Origin of the sequence: Streptomyces sp. NPDC001380 (genome assembly GCF_042895785.1) — a bacterium.
Lineage (GTDB): Bacteria > Actinomycetota > Actinomycetes > Streptomycetales > Streptomycetaceae > Peterkaempfera.
Genome location: NZ_JBIAWP010000012.1, coordinates 1 through 20,889, shown reverse-complemented (window position 1 = coordinate 20,889; position 20,889 = coordinate 1). Strand labels below are relative to the sequence as shown.

13 protein-coding genes and 2 pseudogenes are annotated in these 20,889 nt (G+C 77.3%); 6 read left to right on the top strand and 9 right to left on the bottom strand.

Annotation, left to right across the window (positions count from 1 at the left end; all coding sequences use genetic code 11):
• Positions 1-178: 178 nt before the first annotated feature.
• From ACFY07_RS16510 to ACFY07_RS16500, 3 genes are all read left to right on the top strand, one after another.
• The gene (locus ACFY07_RS16510; protein ID WP_390869413.1) at positions 179-1,696 is read left to right on the top strand and encodes a hypothetical protein; all 1,518 of its coding nucleotides are present in this window, start codon (positions 179-181) and stop codon (positions 1,694-1,696) included.
• A gap of 148 nt (positions 1,697-1,844) precedes the next feature.
• Entirely contained in the window at positions 1,845-2,747 is a 903-nt protein-coding gene (locus ACFY07_RS16505; protein WP_390869292.1) for a hypothetical protein, read from the top strand.
• A gap of 118 nt (positions 2,748-2,865) precedes the next feature.
• The gene (locus ACFY07_RS16500; protein ID WP_390869291.1) at positions 2,866-7,620 is read left to right on the top strand and encodes a hypothetical protein; all 4,755 of its coding nucleotides are present in this window, start codon (positions 2,866-2,868) and stop codon (positions 7,618-7,620) included.
• A 79-nt stretch (positions 7,621-7,699) separates the two neighbouring features.
• Here ACFY07_RS16500 and gndA read toward each other — a convergent pair whose 3' ends face one another.
• The 7 genes from gndA to mmuM all read right to left on the bottom strand — a co-directional run bounded on the left by gndA (position 7,700) and on the right by mmuM (position 16,477).
• Entirely contained in the window at positions 7,700-9,136 is a 1,437-nt protein-coding gene (gndA, locus tag ACFY07_RS16495; protein WP_230652652.1) for an NADP-dependent phosphogluconate dehydrogenase, read from the bottom strand.
• A gap of 202 nt (positions 9,137-9,338) precedes the next feature.
• Positions 9,339-9,713 (bottom strand): LMBR1 domain-containing protein, encoded by a 375-nt coding sequence (locus ACFY07_RS16490; protein WP_230652650.1) that lies wholly within the window; start codon positions 9,711-9,713, stop codon positions 9,339-9,341.
• Positions 9,714-10,141: 428 nt separating this feature from the next.
• A complete protein-coding gene (locus ACFY07_RS16485) occupies positions 10,142-11,728 on the bottom strand; it encodes a glycerol-3-phosphate dehydrogenase/oxidase (protein ID WP_230652648.1) in 1,587 nt (528 codons plus the stop codon).
• 193 nt (positions 11,729-11,921) lie between these two features.
• Positions 11,922-13,478, bottom strand: coding sequence for a glycerol kinase GlpK (gene glpK / locus ACFY07_RS16480; protein ID WP_390869412.1), 1,557 nt, complete (start codon positions 13,476-13,478; stop codon positions 11,922-11,924).
• Between the two features lie 135 nt (positions 13,479-13,613).
• Positions 13,614-13,826 (bottom strand): hypothetical protein, encoded by a 213-nt coding sequence (locus ACFY07_RS16475; RefSeq protein WP_390869290.1) that lies wholly within the window; start codon positions 13,824-13,826, stop codon positions 13,614-13,616.
• Between the two features lie 693 nt (positions 13,827-14,519).
• Positions 14,520-15,284, bottom strand: coding sequence for an IclR family transcriptional regulator (locus ACFY07_RS16470; RefSeq protein ID WP_390869289.1), 765 nt, complete (start codon positions 15,282-15,284; stop codon positions 14,520-14,522).
• 236 nt (positions 15,285-15,520) lie between these two features.
• Complete coding sequence (mmuM, locus tag ACFY07_RS16465) at positions 15,521-16,477, bottom strand: homocysteine S-methyltransferase (RefSeq protein WP_390869288.1); 957 nt, start codon at positions 16,475-16,477, stop codon at positions 15,521-15,523.
• 123 nt (positions 16,478-16,600) lie between these two features.
• On the opposite strand from mmuM, the gene ACFY07_RS16460 reads away from it, so the two are divergent.
• Positions 16,601-17,143 carry an NUDIX domain-containing protein gene (locus ACFY07_RS16460; protein ID WP_390869287.1) on the top strand — a complete coding sequence of 181 codons (543 nt, stop codon included), beginning with the start codon at positions 16,601-16,603 and terminating at the stop codon, positions 17,141-17,143.
• A gap of 165 nt (positions 17,144-17,308) precedes the next feature.
• Entirely contained in the window at positions 17,309-19,375 is a 2,067-nt protein-coding gene (locus ACFY07_RS16455; RefSeq protein ID WP_390869286.1) for an acetoacetate--CoA ligase, read from the top strand.
• Between the two features lie 126 nt (positions 19,376-19,501).
• Here the strand turns inward: ACFY07_RS16455 and ACFY07_RS16450 are convergent.
• Both ACFY07_RS16450 and ACFY07_RS16445 read right to left on the bottom strand, forming a co-directional pair.
• Positions 19,502-20,001: pseudogene (locus tag ACFY07_RS16450) on the bottom strand (transposase family protein); the annotation flags it as partial.
• Between the two features lie 92 nt (positions 20,002-20,093).
• A pseudogene (locus ACFY07_RS16445) lies at positions 20,094-20,378 on the bottom strand (transposase); the annotation flags it as partial.
• 257 nt (positions 20,379-20,635) lie between these two features.
• On the opposite strand from ACFY07_RS16445, the gene ACFY07_RS16440 reads away from it, so the two are divergent.
• The coding region (locus ACFY07_RS16440) for a transposase family protein (protein ID WP_390869285.1) at positions 20,636-20,889 on the top strand (254 nt) is incomplete at its 3' end.

Genomic DNA, 20,889 nt, shown 5'->3' with positions numbered 1-20,889 from the left:
GGAGGGTGTCGCAGGGCCCGGCGGGGAGGGTGTCGCAGGGCCCGGCGGGGAGGGGTGCCGCGGGGCCCCGGAGAGCCCCGGCGGCGCCCATTCGGGGCGTTTGGGACGTTGTCCGTCCCTCCCTCTAGGCTTGACCCCCGTGACCAGCACCGCCGACCACACCGCCGCCCCCTCGCGGGTGCGGCCGACCGTGCCCGCGGCCCCCTCCGCGCCGGGGGCGGCCCGGCCCGCGCCCGGCCCCGCCGCCGACGAGGGCCTCGCCCGGCGGCTCAAGGCGCTGGCCTGCACCGCCCCGCTCCACGACCTGGACGCCCGCAAGGTCAACCTGGCCGGCGAGTACTCCGCCTACGCCATGGCCGAGGTCGGCCTCGCCGCGATCGACCTGGTCACCCTCCACATGGACTTCGACACCGGCGCCGACCGCGACCTGGTCCTGGCCCGGATGCTGCCCCGCGTCGCCGCGCAGAACCCGGGCCGCCCCGCCGCCGAGCACGAGCGCGTGGCCCGCTGGGTCCTGGAGTCGCTGATCAACGTCGGCAGCGTCGACCGCGGCTTCCGCGCCGTCTACGGCACCTTCGGCCCCGACGGCTCCTACGTCCGCCGCGACTACGACTTCAAGCTGGTCGAGGAGGTGCCCGGCCCCGACGGCGGCGTCTACCTGCGCACCACCGACGAGGCCGTCAACGTCCTCGTCGGCGCCCTCGACACCGACGTCACCTCCGCCCAGATCGCCGCCGAGGTCAAGCTGGAGGTCCTCATCCGCCGGGGCCGCCTCGCCGACGCGCAGCTCGCCGCCGAGCAGGCCCGCTACCGCACGGTCCAGTACGCCGAGACGCTGCGCCGCGCCCTGGAGGCCACCCGGCGCAACGTCCGGGCGGTGGACTGGGCGGTCGCCGTCCCCGACATGATCGCCGAGGCGCTCGACCACGTCGCCGACCGCTACCGCCACGAGAACGCGATCCTCACCAACATCCGCCGTGCCCGCGACGAGTCCGAGGACCCCGAGCACAAGCGCCGCGCCGCCGAGCTGGTCGACATCGTCCAGGACTGCATCCGCCGCCACACCCAGCTCCAGACCCGGCTGCTGGAGGCCGGGCCGCTGTTCCGCGCCGAGCAGGACCGCCAGGCCTTCGCCGCCCCCGCCGCCCGCTCCGGCATCGACCTCTACGGCCAGCTCCTCGCCCCGCTCCTCCCGCTCCCCGTCGAGCGGGCCACCCGCCCCACGGACGCCTTCTTCGCCCGCGGCGCCGGCCTGCGCACCCCGTCCGCCGTCCGCGTCGCCGACCTCGTCGGCCTGCTGCTCACCCCGCCGCCCGAGCGCGAGCACCTCGGCGCCGAGCTGCCCGAGCCCGACCTGGTCGCCACCCCGGACGACAGCCGCTTCTCCGAGGAGCAGCTGGAGGCCGCCCTGCACCTGCTCGACCTGCCCGCCGACGCGCCCCGCCGGCTCTCCGGCCTGCTCGCCGACGCCCGCCGCCAGGACCCCGAGCTGCCCTACCTGGTGGCGCTGCTGGCCGTGCACGCCGCGAGCCCGCCGGTCGGCACGGCCTACCGGCAGGGGGAGGGGCGGCTGCTCTTCGCCGTCGACGACGGCACCCCCCTGCGGGACCCCGAGTTCGGCGGCGCCGACCTCGTCGTCGGCAGCGCCCTGCTGGACTCCGCCGGCATGGCGGCCGAGCGTGCGGAGGCCGGATGACGTCCCCGGCACCCTCCCCGCCCGCGGCCCTCCCCCCGTCCGCGGCACCCTCCCCGTCCCCGGCCCGTCCGGCCCCGAGCCCCGCCGGTGCCGCCCGCCCCGCGCCGGCCCGCCCCGTACCCGCAGCCACCCGCCAGGAGCACCGCCCGTGACCACGTCCGCCGACGACGGCGTCCCCTTCGCGACCGACCCGGGCCCCGGCGAGGCCGGCCGCGGCGCCGACCGCGCGGCGGCCCTCACCCCGGGCGACGTCGCCGACGCCTCCCGCCTGGTCTCCTTCGGCATCCAGCCCAAGCTGCTCCCCGCCCGCGACGCCGAGTACGGCGAGCTGGTCCGCCGCTACCGCGAGGACCCGCCCTTCGCCCGCCTCGCCGACGCGGTCGCCACCGGCCTCGGGCTGGTCGTCCTGGAGGTGTCGCCCCGGGCCGGCATGGCGGTCGCCGCCGCCGAGGACTCCGTCTTCGCCGTCCGGATGGGCGACTACTCGCGCCGCGCCGCCTCGGAGTCCACCGACCGCTTCCTCCACGGCCTCGCGCACCTCGCCGTCGCCGCCCTGGCCTTCCCCCGTCCCGAGGACCTCGCCGACGACGGCTACATCGGCCGGATCAGCGTCAACGGCGTCGACGCCTTCGTCCGCCAGGCCTGCCGCCGCCTGGAGGAGCAGGCCGCCGCCGACGGCGCCAACACCGACCCCGAGAGCGACGCCCCCGGCCTGGAGGCGGCCTGGCGGGTGTGGGCGCGCCGCAGCGCCACCGGCGCCACCAAGGACGCCCGCCGCCTTTCCGGCTCCACCACCGGCATCGTCGGCAAGGCCGTCGCCTTCCTCGTCGACTCCGGCTTCCTCCAGAAGGCGTCCGACGACTCCGGCGGCACCTACCGCACCACCGCCCGCTACCAGCTCCAGGTCCGCGACCTGGCCGGGAGCGCCGCCATGGCCGAACTGCTCGACCTCGGCGTCGTCCCCGTCAGCGACGGCACCGCCACCCTGCTGCCCGCCGACGAGTCCGAGGAGCTCGTCGCCGACGCCGGCCTGCCCTTCCACAACCTCTGACCCCGGTGCCGGGCCGCCCCCGGCCCGGCACCGGGAGCCGCACGGCGGACCCGCAGACCGCGGGCCGCGCCCGCCCCGAACCCGACCCCCGCACCAGCCGCTCAGGAGACCCCGCCCCATGTACGAGCTCAACCGGGTCCGCCTCTACTCGATCGGGCCCGCCGGCGCGCGCTACGCCGACACCGTGCTCGATCTGCGCGGCGTCGGGGAGCCCGTCAGCGACCCCGCCCCCCGGCAGCCCGGCCTCTTCGGCGAGGAGCCGGACGGCCCGCCCCGCCGCCCCGCCCCGGCGGGCGTGCTGTTCCTGGAGAACGGCGGCGGCAAGTCCGTCCTGCTCAAGCTGATCTTCTCGGTGATGCTGCCCGGCCACCGCAACACCCTCGGCGGCGCCAGCTCCGGCGTGCTGCGCAAGTTCCTCCTCGCCGACGACTGCGGCCACGTCGCCCTGGAGTGGCAGCACACCGTCACCGGCGAGACGGTCGTGGTCGGCAAGGTCAGCGAGTGGCGCGGCCGCCAGGTCTCCTCCGATCCGCGGAGGTTCGCCGAGCTCTGGTACTCCTTCCGCCCCGGCCCCGGCATGAGCCTGGACTCCCTGCCCGTCGCCGAGCGGGTCGTGCTGCCGCCCGTCCCCGGCCCGGACGGCTCCGGGGCCGCGGCCCCCGTCTCCCGCGGGCGCCGCCGCACCATGAAGGGGTTCCGCGACGCCCTCACCGAGGCGGGCCGCGCCGACCCCCACCTGGAGGTCACCTTCGAGGAGGTCCACGACCGCTGGAACGAGCACCTCGGCGCCCTCGGCCTGGACCCCGAGCTCTTCCGCTACCAGCGCGAGATGAACGCCGACGAGGGCGAGGCCGCCGGCCTGTTCTCCGTCAGGAACGACTCCGACTTCACCGACCTGCTGCTGCGCGCCGTCACCGACACCCGCGACACCGACGGCCTCGCCGACCTCGTCCACGGCTTCGCCGCCAAGCTCGGCCGCCGCGCCGAGCTCACCGCCGAACGCGACTTCACCGCCGGCTCCCTCGGCCTGCTGCACCGCATCGCGGACGCCGCCGGCGCCCGCGGAACGGTCCGCGAGGTCCACCGCGCCGCCGACCGCCGCACCCGCCGCCTCGCCCGCGCCCTGGCCGCCCGCGGCGGCGTCGAGCGCGACCGCGCCCACGACCTCGCCGTCGAGGTCGCCGCGGCGGCCTCCGCCGTCACCGCCGCCGAGGCCGACCGCACCCGCCACTCCCTCATCACCGCCGAACTGACGCACCGTCATGCGACGCTCGGCCTTGCCGCCGCCACCGCCGACGCGGCCGCGCTGCGCCGCGAGCTCACCGACGCCCGCACCCTGCACTCCGCCTGGCAGGCCGCCGAGGCCGTCCTGCGCCACCGCGCCGCCGCCGACCGCTCCGCCCGCGTCGCCGCCGCCATCCGCGACGCCGAGCGCGACGCCGCCCCGGCCCTCGCCGCCCGCGCCCGCGCCGCCGCCGCCCTGGTCCGCGCCCTGGAGTCCGCCGCGGCCGACGCCGAGGGGCAGGCCGACCGCGAGGACGCCCGCGCCGCCGCCCTCCAGTCCGACGGCGAGACCGCCCACCGCGACGCCACCGACGCCGCCACCGCCGCCCAGAAGGCCCGCAGCGAGGCCGACCACCTGCGCCAGCGCCTCGCCGAGGTCGAGCAGGAGACCCGCGCCGCCGTCGAGGCCGGCTGGATCGCCGACACCCCCGGGGGCGGGGGCCCCGCAGACCCGGCCGACCCCGCCCGCGCCGCCCTCCAGGCCGCCGACGCCGAGAAGGCCGCCACCGCCGCCCTCGGCCAGGCCCGCGCCGCCGCCGAGCAGGCCGCCGCCCGCACCCGCGAGGCCGCCGCCGCCGAGTCCCGCGCCGAACTGGCCGCCGCCCGCGCGGCCGACGCCCGCGCCGCCGCCGAGCGGGCCCTCGCCGCCGAGCGCCGCGCCGCCGCCCGCCTCGCCGCCGAGCCCCGCCTCGCCGCGCTCCTCTCCCTCGACCCGTACCCGTTCGACCCCCACCGGGACGACGACGCCGCGGAGGCCGCCGCCGCCACCGGCGTCCTCACCCCCGACCTCCTCGACACGGCCGCCGAGGACCTGCGCGACCTCCTCGACGAGGCCGTCGCCACCGCCGAGCGCACCCTCTTCGACCTGCGCACCGCCGCCGCCGACGACTCCCGCATCCTCGCCGCCCTCGGCGACGGCGGCCTGCTGCCGCCCGGACCCGACGTCCTCGCCACCGTCGAGCACCTCGGCGAGCACGGCATCCCCGCCCTCCCTGGCTGGCGCTACCTCGCCCAGTCCGTCGACCCCGCCGACCACGACCGCATCCTCGCCACCCGCCCCGAGCTCGTCGACGGCGTCGTCGTCACCGACCCCGGCGCCCTCGGCCGCGCCCGCGAGGCCCTCGCCGCCGCCGCCCTGCTGCCGCGCTCCGCCGTCGCCGTCGGCACCGCCGCCGCCCTCATCGCCCCGCCGCCCGCCGACGGCCCCCGCGACGTCTTCCTCGTCCCGCCGAACCCCGCCATGCACGACGAGCGGGCCGCCGACGACGAGCGCCGCGAGCTGCGCACCCGCGCCGCCGCCCGCGAGGAGCACATCCGCGAACTCGCCGCCCGCCTCGGCGGCGACCGCGCCCTCGCAGCCCGCCTCGCCTCCTGGCGCACCGGTTGCCCGCCCGGCGGCCTCGCCGAGCTCGCCGCCGCCGCCGGGCAGGCCCGCGACGCCGCCGGGCTCGCCGCCGCCGAGCTCGCCGCCGCCCGCGAGGAGCACGCCGAGGCCGAGGAGGAGCGCGCCTCCGCCGCCGCCGTCCACGAGGAGCGCCGCGACGCCGCCCAGCAGGCCCGCCGGTCCGCCGACGCCCTCGCCGGCCTGGCCTTCCGCCTCCGCGAGCGCGACACCTGGAACCGCCGCCTGCGCGAGCTCGCCGCCGACGCCGCCGCGTACGAGCAGCGCCGCCAGGTCTGCGCCGACCGCGCCCGCACCGCCGACGAGGACCGCCGCGCCGCCCAGCGCACCGCCGACGACGCCCGCCGCACCGCCCGCGCCCTGCGCGCCGAGCGCGCCGAGATCACCGGCACCGACCGCCTCGGCCCCGCCGACGCCGACGCCGGGACCGGGACCGCGACCGGGACCGACGGGGGCCCCGCCGGGACGGAGGCCGCCCCGCGGCCGTCCCTCCCCGCCCTGCGCGAGGCCTACCGCGCCGCCTCCCAGCTCTACGAGAAGGTCGGCGTCGGCGCCGACCTGCGCGCCGAGCAGGCCCGCGCCGAGAGCGCCGAGACCGCCGCCCAGGCCGAGCTCGACCGCCTCACCAACAGGGTCCGCGCCCGCGCCGAGGACCTCCTCGGCGGCCCCGAGGGCGCCGACGCCCCCTCCCGCCAGGCCGCCGCCGCCCGCGCCGAGGACCTCGTCCAGCTCATCGAGGCCCGCTCCGCCGCCGCCAGCGAGCAGCTCGGCCGCCTCCGCGGCGAGGCCGAGCGCTCCGCCCCCGCCGCCGGGGACGCCCACACCGGGCTGCCCGACCACCTCGTGCCCGCCGACCCCGACCACGCCCAGGCCCTGCTGCGCAGCGCCACCGCGGACCTCGCCGAGCGCACCGAGCGGCTGGAGGCCGCCCGCACGGAGCACGCCGAACTGGTCCGCGCCCACGACACCGCGCAGGCCGCCGCAGCCGCCTTCGAGGAGGCCGCCGCCCAGCTCCGCGACGGCCTGCGCGACCCCGCGGCCGCCGACGAGCCCGAGCAGCCCGCCGAGCCCTGGCCCGGCACCCTCGCCGAGGCCCGCACCGCCGCCGCCGACGCCCGCCGCGCCCTGCGCGCCGCGGCCGCCGACCTCTCCGCCGCCGAACTCGCCGTCCGCGACGCCTCCGACGTCCTGGTCCGGCACGCCAACTCCGTCCGCTACGAGGCCGTCCGGACCCCCGCCCGCCAGCAGATCCGCGAACTGCCCGCCGCCGCCCTCCCCGAGCACGCCGCCGCCTGGGCGGAGGCCTTCGCCCCCCGCCTGCGGGTCCTCACCGACGAGCTCCAGCAGCTGGAGCGCAACCGCGACTCCATCGTCGACCGCCTCCGCGGCCTGGTCGAGACCTCCCTCACCACCCTGCGGGCCGCGCAGCGGCTCTCCCGCCTCCCCGACGGCCTGGGGGAGTGGTCCGGCCAGGAGTTCCTGCGCATCCGCTTCGACGACCCCGACCACGCCCTCCTCGTGGAGCGCCTGGGCGAGGTCGTCGACGAGGCCACCCGCGCCGCCGTCCGCAAGAACAGCGACCTGCGCCGCGACGGCATGTCCCTCCTGCTGCGCGGCGTCCACGCCGCCCTCGGCCCCCGGGGCGTCTCCGTGGAGATCCTCAAGCCCGACGCGGTCCTCCGCGCCGAGCGGGTCCCGGTCAGCCAGATGAACGACGTCTTCTCCGGCGGCCAGCTCCTCACCGCCGCCATCGCCCTGTACTGCACCATGGCCGCCCTGCGCGCCAACGACCGCGGCCAGGCCCGGCTGCGCCACGCCGGCACACTCTTCCTCGACAACCCCATCGGCCGCGCCAACGCCACCTACCTGCTGGAGCTCCAGCGCGCCGTCGCCGACGCCCTCGGGGTCCAGCTCCTCTACACCACCGGCCTGTTCGACACGACCGCGCTCGCCGAGTTCCCGCTGATCATCCGGCTCCGCAACGACGCCGACCTGCGCGCCGGCCTCAAGTACATCTCCGTGGAGGAGCACCTGCGCCCCGGCCTGCCCGTCCCGCCCGAGCCCGACGCCCCCGCCGTCCACGGCGAGATCACCGCCACCCGCATGTTCCGCCGCCCCGCCGAGGCCCCCGAACGCGCCCAGGCCCCCGCACGTGCGGAGCCCGCCGGGCCCATCGCGGCCGGCTGACCCGACCGGCCCCGGACACACGGGAGGCCCCCGCCGCACCCGGCAGGGGCCTCCCGCGCAGGAGCGCGGAGGGCGCCCCCTACGCCCCGACCTCCCGCCGGTCCCCGCCCCACAGCGTGTGGAACGCGCCCTCCCGGTCGACCCGCCGGTAGGTGTGCGCCCCGAAGAAGTCCCGCTGCCCCTGGATCAGCGCCGCCGGCAGCCGCTCCGCGCGCAGCCCGTCGTAGTACGCCAGCGCCGCGGAGAAGCCCGGCACCGGCACGCCCAGCTGCGTCGCCGTCGACACCACCCGCCGCCAGGAGTCCTGCGCCCCGCCGAGCGCCTCGGCGAAGTAGTCGTCGGCGAGCAGCGACGGCAGGTCCGCCCGGGTCTCGTACGCCGCCCGGATGCGGTCCAGGAACTTCGCCCGGATGATGCAGCCGCCCCGCCAGATCGTCGCCATCGCCCCCGGGTCGATCCGCCACCCGTACTCGGCGCTGCCCGCCTGGATCTGGTGGAAGCCCTGCGCGTACGCCACGATCTTCGACGCGTACAGCGCCTGCTCCACGTCGTCCGCGAACCGGTCGTGCGCCGCGCTGTCCAGCCACGTCTCCCCGGGGCCCGGCAGGTGCCGGGCCGCCGCCCGCAGGTCCGCGTGGCCCGACAGCGACCGGGCGAAGACCGCCTCGGCGATGCCGCTCACCGGCACGCCCAGGTCCAGTGCGATCTGCACCGTCCACCGCCCGGTGCCCTTCTGCTCCGCCCGGTCCTGCACCACGTCCACGAACGGCCGGCCCGTCTCCGCGTCGGTGTGGGCCAGCACCTCCGCGGTGATCTCCACCAGGTAGGAGTCCAGCCGTCCGCCGTTCCAGGTGCGGAACACCTCCGCGATCTCGGCCGGCTTCATCCCGCCCACGTGCCGCAGCAGGTCGTACGCCTCGCCGATGAGCTGCATGTCCGCGTACTCGATGCCGTTGTGCACCATCTTCACGAAGTGCCCGGCGCCGTCCGGCCCCACGTGGGTGCAGCACGGCACCCCGTCGACCTTCGCCGCGATGTCCTCCAGCAGCGGGCCCAGCGCCGCGTACGACTCCTCCGAGCCGCCCGGCATGATGCTCGGCCCGTGCAGCGCGCCCTCCTCGCCGCCGGAGATGCCGGTGCCGACGAAGTGGATGCCGCGCTCCCGCAGCGACGCCTCGCGCCGCCGGGTGTCGGCGAAGTGGGCGTTGCCGCCGTCCACGATCATGTCGCCCGGGTCGAGCAGCGGCGCGAACTCCTCGATCACCTCGTCCGTCGGCCGGCCGGCCTTGACCATCACCACCAGCCGCCGGGGGCGCTCCAGCGAGGCGACGAACTGCTCCGCCGTCTCCGCGGGGAGGAACACCCCCTCGCTGCCGAACTGCTCCACCAGGTCCCTCGTCCGGGACGGGGTCCGGTTGTGCACCGCCACCGGATGCCCGTGCCGGGCGAGGTTGCGTGCCAGGTTGCGGCCCATGACCGCCAGTCCCGTGACCCCGATGCGTGCCTGCTGCGCCATTGCCGAAGCTCCCGCCTTCTCGTCCGCCGCCTGTCGTCCCGTCCACCAGCCTGCCTCCCTCCGGCCGCCGGTGCACGCGGACTCAGCCCCTCGCTACGCAGCGCGACCCGGCGGTGGTTCACGGCGACCTGCGCGTACGCCCCCGGGGTCCGTACGCCGGGGGCGTACGGACCCCGGGGGCGCAGGGGCCCTCGGGCCGCTCTCAGGCCGGGCTCGGGTGGCGGCGGCGCCGCGGCCGGCGTCCGGCGCCCGCGGCCCCGGCCCACGCCGTGGCGGTGCCGCTGCCCCAGGTGCGCTGGGCGGCGACCTGCCGGGCGATCCAGACGTCCAGCAGCCCCCAGGTGGAGGCCAGCACGCTCGCGGCGGTCACCAGCAGCGAGGGCAGGAAGAGCCAGGTGTGGCCCAGGGCGGCCAGCACCGTCACCATGAGGCAGAAGAGGGTGAAGGAGAAGGCCATCCAGGCGCGGACCGCGGCGGACCTGACCTCGTCCGGCAGGCGGCGGCGCACGGCGCCCTCCCCCTTGTCGCCGGTGCTCCTGCCGTCCCGGGTGCTCCTGTCGTGCCGGGTACGTCCCACGGGTGACCCCCTCCGAAGTGCGACGGCCGGGCGGTGCTGCTGACGCACCGTCCGTCCGGCACCCTGCCCGGTGCCATGGGGTTCATGCCCGGATCTGCGCCGGAACCACCCGGTCCGGCCGCCGCATCCCGCCCGCCCGGCGGTACCGCGCCACCCGGACGGCCCCCGTCGGACAGTCCTGACGGAGCGTCACCCGCCTCGCGCCCCCTGCCCCGTCCTCGCGCCCCCTGCCCCGTCGGCCCCGCTCCCTGCCCCGTCGGCCCCGCCCGCCCCGGCACGGAGGGCGGCCGCGCCCCGCGGGGCACCGACCGCCCTCCGCCGCGCGCCGGGCCGCAGCCCTCAACCGCCGGCCCGGGCGCGGCCGGGAGCAGGGCCGGCCGGCCCCGCCCCCGCTCCCCGCGGGACCGGCCGCACCGGTCCCGCGCGCCTCACAGCCCCTGGCCCCGCTTCTCCAGGAACGCCCCGACCCGCTCCCGCACCTCGGGCGTGTCCAGCCCGCGGACCGTCATGGTGGTGCGCCGCCGCAGCACGTCGTCCACCGTGTACGCCCACTCCCGGTCGGCCGCGAAGGCGGCCTGCGCCCACACGTCCGGCCCGTCCGGGTGGATCGGCTCGCCCAGCGCCGGGTCGTCGGCGATCAGCCGGGCGATGTCGAAGGCGAGCGTGCCGTAGTGCGAGGCGAGGTGCCGGGCGACCAGCGGCTCCATCCGGGCCCCCGGCTCGCGGTCGACGAGCAGCCGGTGCGCGACGGCGTCGGGCGCGCCGACGCCCGGCAGCGGCACCGTCCGCGGGAACTCGGCCATGTCCTCCGACAGCCCCACGCCCGGCACGTTCCGCAGCTTCTCCAGCACGGTCCGCCCGATGTGCCGGTAGGTGGTCCACTTGCCGCCGGCCACCGACAGCATGCCGCCGCGGCCCTCGGTGACCACCGTCTCCCGCTTGGCGGCGGCGGTGTCGCCGGGTCCGCCGGGCAGCACCCGCAGGCCCGCGAAGGAGTAGGTGATCAGCGACCGGTCCAGGTGCTCGTCGCGGACCGCGTGCCCGGCCTCGCCGAGGATCTGGTCGATGTCGGCGTCGGTGGCCCGCACCTCCGCCGGGTCGCCGGTGTACTCCTCGTCGGTGGTGCCGAGCAGGACGTGGTCCTCCCACGGGATCGCGAAGGAGACGCGGTACTTGTCGATCGGGATGGTCAGCGCGGCCCGCCACGGGGTGCGCCGCTTCACGACCACGTGCGCGCCCTTGGAGAGCCGGATGCTGGGTGCCGCCCCCGCGTCCTCCATGCGGCGCAGGTGGTCCACCCACGGCCCGGTCGCGTTGAGGACCAGGCGGGCGTCCACGCCGAACTCGGCGCCGTCCAGCCGGTCCCGCAGCTCGGCGCCGGTGACCCGGCCGCCGGTGAAGCGCAGCCCGGTGACCTCGGCGTGGTTGAGCACGACGGCGCCGGAGTCGACGGCGGCCCGCACGGTCATCACGGCGACCCGGGAGTCGTTCATCTGGTGGTCGCCGTAGACGGCGACCGACCGCAGGCCCTCGGTGCGCAGCGCGGGCACCTGCTGGGCGGCGTGGGCGGCGGTGGAGACCCGGCCCATGCCGTCGCGGAAGGCGGAGAGCGCCGAGTACAGGAAGACGCCGGCGCCGAGCTTGGGCGCGCTGTGCGGGCCGCCCTTGTACACGGGCACGAAGAAGGTCAGCGGGTTGACCAGGTGCGGGGCCACGTCGGTGGCGAGCGCCCGGCGCTCCTTGTGGTTCTCGGCGACCAGCTTCACCGCGCCGGTCTGCAGGTAGCGCAGGCCGCCGTGGACGAGCTTGGAGGAGGCGCTGGAGGTGGCGCCGGCGAAGTCGCCCGCGTCGACCATGGCGACCTTCAGCCCGGACTGCGCGGCGGTCCAGGCCACGGCGGTGCCGAGGATGCCGCCGCCGACGACGAGCAGGTCGTAGGTGGTGCTGCTGAGGAGTTCGCGGGCCTGCGCCCGGGTGGCGGTGCGCTGGGAGCCCTGGGTCGGGATGGTGGCCATGGTGTGGTGTACGGCTCCGGGGTCTTCGCGGGGCCCGCGGGGGCCGTGTCTCCTCTCTCGGATGTGCGGTGCGGCGCGCCCGCACGGGTTGGTGCGGTGCACCGTCGTTCGGCGGGCCGCCCGCCCGTGCGCACGCGGTGCGCCGGCGGGCGGCCCGGGCCGGGGGCGCGGTCCGCGTCCCCGGCCCGGCGGGTCAGTGGTCGGAGGGGTCGTCCTCCTCGTCCTCGACCCACCCCTTGGTTCGCTCGACGGCCTTGATCCAGTTGCGGTACTCGCGGTCCCGCGTCGCCTCGTCCATCCGGGGCGTCCACTCGGCGGCGCGGTGCCAGTTGGCCCGCAGCGTCGCGAGGTCCGGCCAGAAGCCGACGGCGAGGCCGGCCGCGTAGGCGGCGCCCAGCGCCGTGGTCTCGGCGACGTACGGGCGCTCGACGGGCACGTCGAGGACGTCGGCGATGTTCTGCATGAGCAGGTTGTTGGAGGTCATGCCGCCGTCGACCTTCAGCGAGGTCAGCGCCACCCCGGAGTCCTTCTCCATGGCGTCGACGACCTCGCGGGTCTGCCAGGCGGTGGCCTCCAGCACGGCCCGGGCCAGGTGGCCCTTGGTGACGTACCGGGTGAGGCCGGCGATGACGCCGCGGGCGTCGGCGCGCCAGTACGGGGCGAAGAGGCCGGAGAAGGCGGGCACGATGTAGGCGCCGCCGTTGTCCTCGACGGTCGAGGCGAGGGTCTCGATCTCGGCGGCGGTGGAGATGATGCCGAGCTGGTCGCGGAGCCATTGGACCAGCGACCCGGTGACGGCGATGGAGCCCTCCAGGGCGTACACCGGCTTCTCCCCGCCGATCCGGTAGCCGACGGTGGTCAGCAGGCCGTGGTAGGAGTTGACGATCCGCTCGCCGGTGTTGAGCAGCAGGAACGTGCCGGTCCCGTAGGTGGACTTGGCCTCGCCCTCGTCGAAGCAGGTCTGGCCGAAGAGCGCCGCCTGCTGGTCGCCGAGCGCCGACGCGACGGGCACGCCCTCGAGGTCGCCGACCGCGTGGCCGTACACCTCGGCGGAGGAGCGGATCTCGGGCAGCACCGCCATCGGCACGCCCATCGACTCGGCGATCCTCGCGTCCCACTCCAGGGTGTGGAGGTTCATCAGCATGGTGCGGGAGGCGTTGGTGACGTCGGTGACGTGGACGCCCCCGTCCGGGCCGCCGGTGAGGTTCCAGATCACCCAGGTGTCCATGGTGCCGAAGAGGATGTCGCCGGCCTCGGCGCGCTCGCGCAGGCCCTCGACGTTGTCCAGCAGCCAGCGGATCTTGGGGCCGGCGAAGTAGCTGGCCAGCGGCAGGCCGGTCTCGCGGCGGAACCGGTCCTGGCCCACGTTGCGGCCGAGCTCCCGGCAGAGCGCCTCGGTGCGGGTGTCCTGCCAGACCAGGGCGTTGTGCACCGGCTCGCCGGTGTGCCGGTCCCACAGCAGCGTGGTCTCGCGCTGGTTGGTGATGCCCACGGCCCGGATGTCGTGCCTGGTCAGCCCGGCCTTCTCCAGGGCGCCGCGGACGACCGACCGCACCCGGGTCCAGATCTCGGCGCCGTCGTGCTCGACCTGGCCGGGCTCCGGGAAGATCTGGCGGTGCTCCTGCTGCTCGACGGAGACGATGCGCCCGTCCGCGCCGAAGACGATGCAGCGGCTCGACGTGGTCCCCTGGTCGATGGCGGCGACGTAGCCGGCCCGGTGCCGGTCGCCGGTCGTCCGGTCGCCGGTCAGCGGGTCGTGCGTCGCCCGGTCCGGGGTCGCCTGGTCGTGGGTCATGGGAGAGGCCTCATTCGGTGGGGGGAGGGCCAGGACGGGTGGTGCCGACGGTGTGTCGTTCCCCGCCGCCGGGCGGAGGGCAAACCAGGGTCACGGCGCGGCGTGGCGGAGCAGGCGGCCGGGCACCCCGGCGGCGGGGTTCCGGGAGCGGTCCCGGTCGGGGCCGCCCCTCCCCGTGCGGGCGCCGAACGCCCCGGCTCCCCCGAGGGGCGCGGCGGCGCGGGCGCGGCCGCCCGTGAGGATCGGCGCGGCCGCATCGACGGTCTCGCCGGCGAGGATGCCGCCGTCGGAGTACGCGGACACTGTGACTCCCTTGTCCCTGTCCGGCGGGTCGTTCCCGGCGTCCGCCCCGCGGTGCGGGCGGGGCGGCGGTGGTACGGCTCGTCGCCGAGCGTCGGAGGCCCGCGGCGCGGTGCCGCGGCCCTGCGGGGCGGCCCGGTCCCGGGGACGCCCCTGGTGGTGCCCGGTGCGGGAACGCCCGGGCGGTCGGCGGACGCCTGCCGCGGCGGTGCGGGGCGCGCGGAGCGCCGTCCGTCCGTCGTTCGACATTGTCGACCGTCATCCGGCAGTTTTTCCCGACGGTCCTCCTGGAGTCAAGGGCGCCGGCCCGTCTGTGACGCACGGATCCCGCCCCACCCTCCGGCCGGGAGGGTTCGGGCGCACCCGTCCGCGCCGCTCCGGTGCGCCGCGCGGCGGCTCCGGAGGGCCCGTCCGCCCGCATGCGGGGCGGCGGTGGCCGACGGGGCGCGGACCTGCCCGGGGGGTGTCGCCGCAGGCCGGAGCGCGGGTCCGCGGCGCCCGGGCCGGGGCGCGGGGTCCTCGACCGGCGACCCGCGGCGTCGTGCGCCGGGCACCCGCGGGGGCCCGCGCCGGGGCCTGAGGGCCGGAGCCTGCGCGTCGGGGCCTGCGGGCGCGCCCGGGACCTCCCCGGCCGCCCCGTCCGGCCGGCCGCAGCGGGACGCCCCCGCTGCGGCCGGCCGGACGGGGCGTACGCGGTCAGAAGCGCGCCGCGCCCAGGTCCCGGGAGATCGACCGTGCGGCGTCCCGCACCGAGGCCACCAGCTCCGGCCGGACGAACCCGGCCTCGCACACCCGCTCCACGGCCCCGCTGACGCCCACCGCGCCCACCGGGTTCCGCCGCCGGTCCCTGATCAGGGCCGCAGCCGAGGCCACGCCCTCCCAGGTCTCCTCCACCGCCCCCGCCCAGCCCCGCTCCCGGGTCAGCGCGCACTCGGCGTCCAGGTCCGCCAGGTCGGTCAGCGTGCGCGGGGTGTACGCCTCCAGCTCCGCGCCCTCCAGCTCGCCGCGCGCCACCGGGTCGTACGCCAGCAGCACCTTGCCCATCGCGGTGCCGTGCAGCGGCTGCATCGAGCCGACCTCCAGGACCTGGCGGCTGTCGTCCGGCCGGAAGACGTGGTGGACGATCAGCACCCCCCGCTGGTGCAGCACCCCCAGGTAGACCTGCTCGCCCGTGGCCCGGGCCAGGTCGTCCGCCCAGACCAGGGCGCGGGCCCGGAGCTCGTGCACGTCCAGGTAGCTCTGACCGAGCCGCAGCAGCTCGGCGCCCAGCTGGTACCGGCCGCTCTCCGGGTCCTGCTCGACGAACCCCTCCAGCTGGAGGGTCCGCAGGATGCCGTGCGCCGTGCCCTTGGCCAGGTCCAGCGAGGCCGCGACCTCCGACAGTCCGAGCCTGCGCTCGCCGCCGGCCAGCAGCCTCAGGATGGCCGCCGCGCGCGAGAGCGACTGGATCGGGCCGGGCATCGCACACCTCCGCTGGGACGGCGGTCGACAATGCCGAACGGCATCAGGTCATGTCGACCGCATCGCTGTCCCCAAGAGTGTGCCAGGCCGGACGCCGCCGCTCCATCTCCCCGTTGCGCCCGCCCCGCAGGCCCCGCTCCCCGCCGGCCGCTCTCCCCGCCGTGCCCGCTCCTGTCGTGCCCGCCCCGCGCCGACGACGCGGCCACCGCCCCGCCCCGCCCGGCCCGGTCCGGCGGTCACCCGCCCCGCCGCCCCAGCGCCTCCGCCACCCCGGCGATCCCCGCCGGCCCCACCCGGCAGCAGCCCCCGACCAGCCGTGCGCCCGCTGCCGCCCACGCCGCCACCCGCTCCGGCCCGAACGCCGGACGCCCCCGCCAGGCCCGCGCCGCCGCGTCCCACACCTCACCGCTGTTCGGGTACACCACCACCGGCTTCCCCGTGATCCGGGCCGCCGCCGCCACCGCCGCGTCCGCATCCTGCGGCGCGCAGCAGTTCACCCCCACCGCCACCACCTCGCCCGCGTCCGCCGCCGGCCCGAACGCCTCCTCCAGCGACTGCCCGGCCCGCGTCCGCACCCCCGCCGACCCGCCCTCCACCGTGTACGACAGCCAGACCGGGACCCCCAGCCCCCGCACCGCCCGCAGCAGCGCCCGCCCCTCGTCCGCGTCCGGCACCGTCTCCAGCGCCAGCACGTCCGGCCCCGCCTCCGCCAGCGCCTCCACCCGCGGCCGGTGGAACCGCTCCAGTTCGTCCACCGACAGCCCGTACCGGCCCCGGTACTCCGACCCGTCGGCGAGCATCGCCCCGTACGGGCCCACCGACGCGGCCACCCACAGCGGCCGCACCGCCCCGCGCGCCCGCGCCCGCGCTGCCGCCTCCCGGCCCAGCTCCACGCTGCGCCGCAGCAGTCCGGCCGCCGCCTCCCGGCCCACGCCCCGGCGGGCGAACCCCTCGAAGGTCGCCTGGTAGCTCGCCGTGGTCGCCACGTCCGCACCCGCCGCGAAGTACGCCGCGTGCGCCTCCACCAGCGCCTCCGGGCCGTCCGCCAGCAGCCGCGCCGACCACAGCGCGTCCGACAGGTCGTGGCCGGCCGCCTCCAGCTGGTTGGAGAGGCCGCCGTCGAGCACGACCGGGCCGGCCGCCAGCGCCTCGGCGAGCGGGGGAGCGGGGGAGGGAGAGAAACGGTCCGCCATGATCCCCACCGTAGTCCGGCGGACGGACCGGCCCGCCCGGGCCCGACCGCCCCCGCCGTGCCCCCGCCCGGGCCGCCCCGCCGTGCCCCCGCCCGGGCCGCCCCTCGCCGGTACGCTCCCCCCATGCCCGCCGACGAGGTCACCCACTGCAGCCGCTGCGGCTCCCCCTACGCCCCCGGCACCGACGCCTGGCCCCGCACCTGCCCCGCCTGCGGCGCCACCGCCTACCGCAACCCGCTGCCCGTCGCCGTCGCCCTCCAGCCCGTCCGCACCCCCGACGGCGCCACCGCCCTGACCGCCGTCCGCCGCACCATCGAGCCCGGCCGCGGCCTGCCCGCGCTCCCCGGCGGCTTCGTCGACCACGGCGAGACCTGGCAGCGGGCCCTCGTCCGCGAACTCGCCGAGGAGACCGGCATCCGCGCCGACTCCGCCGCCGTCCGCCTCGCCGACACCCTCAGCGACCCCGAGGGACGCCACCTCCTCGTCTTCGGCCTCCTCCCGACCCTCCGGGAAGCCGACCTGCCCCCCTTCACGCCCACCGGCGAGACCGACGACCGGCCCCTCCTCACCGCCCCCGCCGACCTGGCCTTCCCCCTCCACACCCGCGCGGCCCGCACCTGGTTCGCCGGCGGCTACCCGCCCCACCCCGACGACCCGGCCGCCTGACCCGGCGGTCCCGGCGGTCCCGGCCGCGGCCCACCCGCCGCGGCCCCCGGCCCCTCTGGCGCGGGCACCGCCCGCATGGCAGGGTCAGCCACGTCAGGACCCCACGGGCGGGCCGCCGCCACAAGCACCGCACCCGCCCCACCCTCCGGCCGGGAGACCACCACCGTGAGCACAACGCCGCAGGACGACACGGCGACCGCGCCCCTCTGGCGCCCCGACCCCCAGCGGGCCGCCGCCACCCACATCGCCGCCTTCCAGCAGTGGGCCGCCCGTCACCACGGCGCCCCCGCCACCCCCCTGGCCCCGGCCGTCGACGACGCCGACGCCGCGGCCCGCTACGCCGCCCTGCACGCCTGGTCGGTCGAGGACCCGGCGCGCTTCTGGGGCGCCGTCACCCGGTGGTTCGACGTCCGCTTCAGCACCCCGCCCGAGGCCGTCCTCGCCGACGACGCCATGCCCGGCGCCCGCTGGTTCCCCGGAGCCCGCCTCAACTACGCCGAGCACGCCCTGCGCCACGCCGACGCCGACCCCGACGCCCCCGCCCTCCTGCACCTCGACGAGACCACCGCCGAGCCGCAGCCCCTCAGCTGGGCCGAGCTGCGCCGCCAGGTCACCGCCCTCGCCGCGGAACTGCGCCGCCTCGGCGTGCGCCCCGGCGACCGGGTCAGCGCCTACCTGCCCAACATCCCCCAGGCCGTCGTCGCCCTCCTCGCCTCCGCCGCCGTCGGCGCCGTCTGGACCTCCTGCGCCCCCGACTTCGGCGCCCGCAGCGTCCTCGACCGCTTCCGGCAGATCGACCCCGCCGTCCTCTTCGCCGTCGACGGCTACCGCTACGGCGGCAAGGAGCACGACCGCACCGCCGCCGTCGCCGAGCTGCGGCGCGAACTGCCCGGCCTGCGCGCCGTCGTCCACGTCCCCGTCCTCGGCACGCCCGCCCCCGAGGGCGCCCTGCACTGGGACGACCTCACCGCGGCCGCCCCCGGCGGCGCGGCACCGGACGGCGCGGCACCGGACGGCGCGGTCTTCGAGCAGCTCCCCTTCGACCACCCCCTGTGGGTGCTCTACTCCTCCGGCACCACCGGCCTGCCCAAGGCCATCGTGCAGAGCCAGGGCGGCATCCTCGTCGAGCACCTCAAGCAGGCCGGACTCCACCTCGACCTGGGCCCCGGCGACCGCTTCCTCTGGTACACCTCCACCGGCTGGATGATGTGGAACTTCCTCGTCGCCGGCCTGCTCACGGGCTCCACCGTCGTCACCTACGACGGCAGCCCCGGCCACCCCGGCACCGGCGCCCTGTGGGAAGTGGCCGCCCGCACCGGCGCCACCGTCCTCGGCACCTCCGCCGCGTACGTCGTCGCCAGCCGCAAGGCCGGCCTGCACCCCGGCCGCGACCTCGACCTCTCCGCCGTCCGCTGCATCGGCACCACCGGCTCGCCGCTGCCCCCCGACGGCTTCCGCTGGATCTACGACGAGGTGAAGAGCGACGTCTGGCTCGCCTCGGTCAGCGGCGGCACCGACGTGTGCAGCTGCTTCGTCGGCGGCGTCCCCACGCTCCCCGTGCACGTCGGCGAGATCCAGGCGCCCTGCCTCGGCGCCGACGTCCAGGCCTGGGACCCCGCCGGGAGTCCCGTCGTCGACCAGGTCGGCGAACTCGTCGTCACCCGTCCGCTGCCCTCCATGCCCACCGGCTTCTGGAACGACCCCGACGGCGCCCGCTACCGCGCCAGCTACTTCGAGACCTACCCCGGCGTCTGGCGCCACGGCGACTGGATCACCGTCACCCCCCGCAACACCGTCGTCATCCACGGCCGCTCCGACTCCACCCTCAACCGGCAGGGCGTCCGCATGGGCTCCGCCGACATCTACGAGGTCGTCGACCGCCTCCCCGAGATCCGCGAGTCCCTCGTCATCGGCCTGGAGGAGCCCGGCGGCGGGTACTGGATGCCGCTCTTCGTCGTCCTGGAGGAGGGCGCCGTCCTCGACGACGCGCTGCGCGGCCGCATCCGCACCGCCCTGCGCGAGCAGCTCTCGCCGCGGCACGTCCCCGACGAGGTCGTCGCCGTCCCCGCCCTCCCGCACACCCTCACCGGCAAGCGCATCGAGGTCCCCGTCAAGCGGCTGCTCGCCGGCGCGGCCCTCGACCAGGCCGTCAACCCCGGCTCCGTCGACAACCCCGACAGCCTGCGCTTCTTCGAACGCCTCGCCCGCGAGCGCGCCGCCGACCGGTCCTGAACCGGCCCGCCGGGCAGCCGCGTCCGCGAGCACGGCCCGGCGGGCACCCGCCCGCCGGGCCGCCGCCGCGACCCGGCACCGCCGTGGGCCGGCCGCCCTGCCTGACTGACTGACTGAGCACTTTCGGCGTTGCCTCTCCAGGGCGGGTATGGCCTCGGCTGCCGACGTGAGCCGGTTGGGGCTGCAGCGGGCGTCGCGGACGATCCGCCGGCTCCTCACGGTGGCCGTGCCGCGTTCGACGGGGCAGCGCAGGCGGGCGTGGGCCCGGTTCCGCGCCCTCCGGCGGGTGGTGAGGTCCTGGCCGGGGCGGTCGCACTCGGCGAGGGTGTTGTCGGCCAGGACGTCCTCGGCGTCCGCTTCGCGCAGGGCGCGGGTCAGGCCGGGTGCGTGGCGGGCGAGCAGGCCGGTGACGGAGCGGACGTAGGCGTGGGCGGTGCCGACGCTGATGCCGAAGCCGGCGGCGATCTGCGCGAGGGTGCCGTGCCTGCGCAGGTGCACCAGCGCGACCAGGGCCTGCTGGGAGGGGCGGAGCTTGCACCGGCGGTGACCCTCGCGGGTGACGATGAGCACGGCCACCGCTCCACGAGCGCATGCGGCAGGTCCAGTGCCGCAGGACAGAGGACCATCGAGGCTCCCCAGTGGGCGGGTCGAGGCGTCGGCACCTCGCTCAACCGCCCGGGAGCCTCGTCCGTACCCTGTCCCAGTCCTGGCGGCCCGCCAGAACGGTGTTCGAGCGGACTCCGTCACGGCTGTTGCCGCTGCCCACGCCGGCCCGGTCGTGCTTCTCATGGCCGAGGTGGTCGGTGATCTCACCGTCGAGAGCGGACTCCGGCACGCACTTGGTCAGTTGCTGCAGCAGGCCGCCCTCGCCCGTCAGCTGCAGGCCGCTCGCCCGAGCCCGGTCGACCGGCTGCCCGATCAACCGGTCGTCCAGCAGATCCGCCGCCACCTCGGCCGGACGGACCTCTTCAACCGCCTCAGCCGAGGCAGTCACGTCGTTCATCAGGTGCTGCTTCCATGATCGGGAGTTGCGCCGAAGACCCTACAGACCCTCCTCACCCTGGAGCAGCACCGCTGAAGATGCCTACTGTTCCGCGGTGTGCCTGCTGTCTTCAACGATGCCGATGACACGATGAGCCGTTTCAGCGGGGGCTCGATCGGGTGACGTCCGAGCAGCGCTGGAGGGGTGCAGAACGGACGAGGCTCCCGGGCGGTTGAGCGAGGTGTCTGACGCCTCAACTCGTCCACCGGGGAGCCTCGTTGGTCCTCTATCCTGCAGCACTGGACCTGCCGCATGCGCTCGTGGAGTGGGTGACCATGCTCATCGTCACCCGCGAGGGTGACCGCCGCTGCAAGCTCCGCCCCTCCCAGCGGGCCTTGGTCGCGCTGGTGTACCTGCGCAGGCACGGCACCCTCGCGCAGATCGCCGCCGGCTTCGGCATCAGCGTCGGCACCGCCCACGCCTACGTCCGCTCCGTCACCGACCTGCTCGCCCGCCACGCACCCGGCCTGAC

What these genes read in the sequence shown, in the direction of transcription:
- gndA (WP_230652652.1), bottom strand. Translation starts at nt 9,136, where the DNA reads ATGGCGCAGCAGGCACGCATCGGGGTCACGGGACTGGCGGTCATGGGC.
- mmuM (WP_390869288.1), bottom strand. Translation starts at nt 16,477, where the DNA reads ATGGCGGACCGTTTCTCTCCCTCCCCCGCTCCCCCGCTCGCCGAGGCG.
- ACFY07_RS16485 (WP_230652648.1), bottom strand. Translation starts at nt 11,728, where the DNA reads ATGGCCACCATCCCGACCCAGGGCTCCCAGCGCACCGCCACCCGGGCG.
- ACFY07_RS16460 (WP_390869287.1), top strand. Translation starts at nt 16,601, where the DNA reads ATGCCCGCCGACGAGGTCACCCACTGCAGCCGCTGCGGCTCCCCCTAC.
- ACFY07_RS16470 (WP_390869289.1), bottom strand. Translation starts at nt 15,284, where the DNA reads ATGCCCGGCCCGATCCAGTCGCTCTCGCGCGCGGCGGCCATCCTGAGG.
- ACFY07_RS16500 (WP_390869291.1), top strand. Translation starts at nt 2,866, where the DNA reads ATGTACGAGCTCAACCGGGTCCGCCTCTACTCGATCGGGCCCGCCGGC.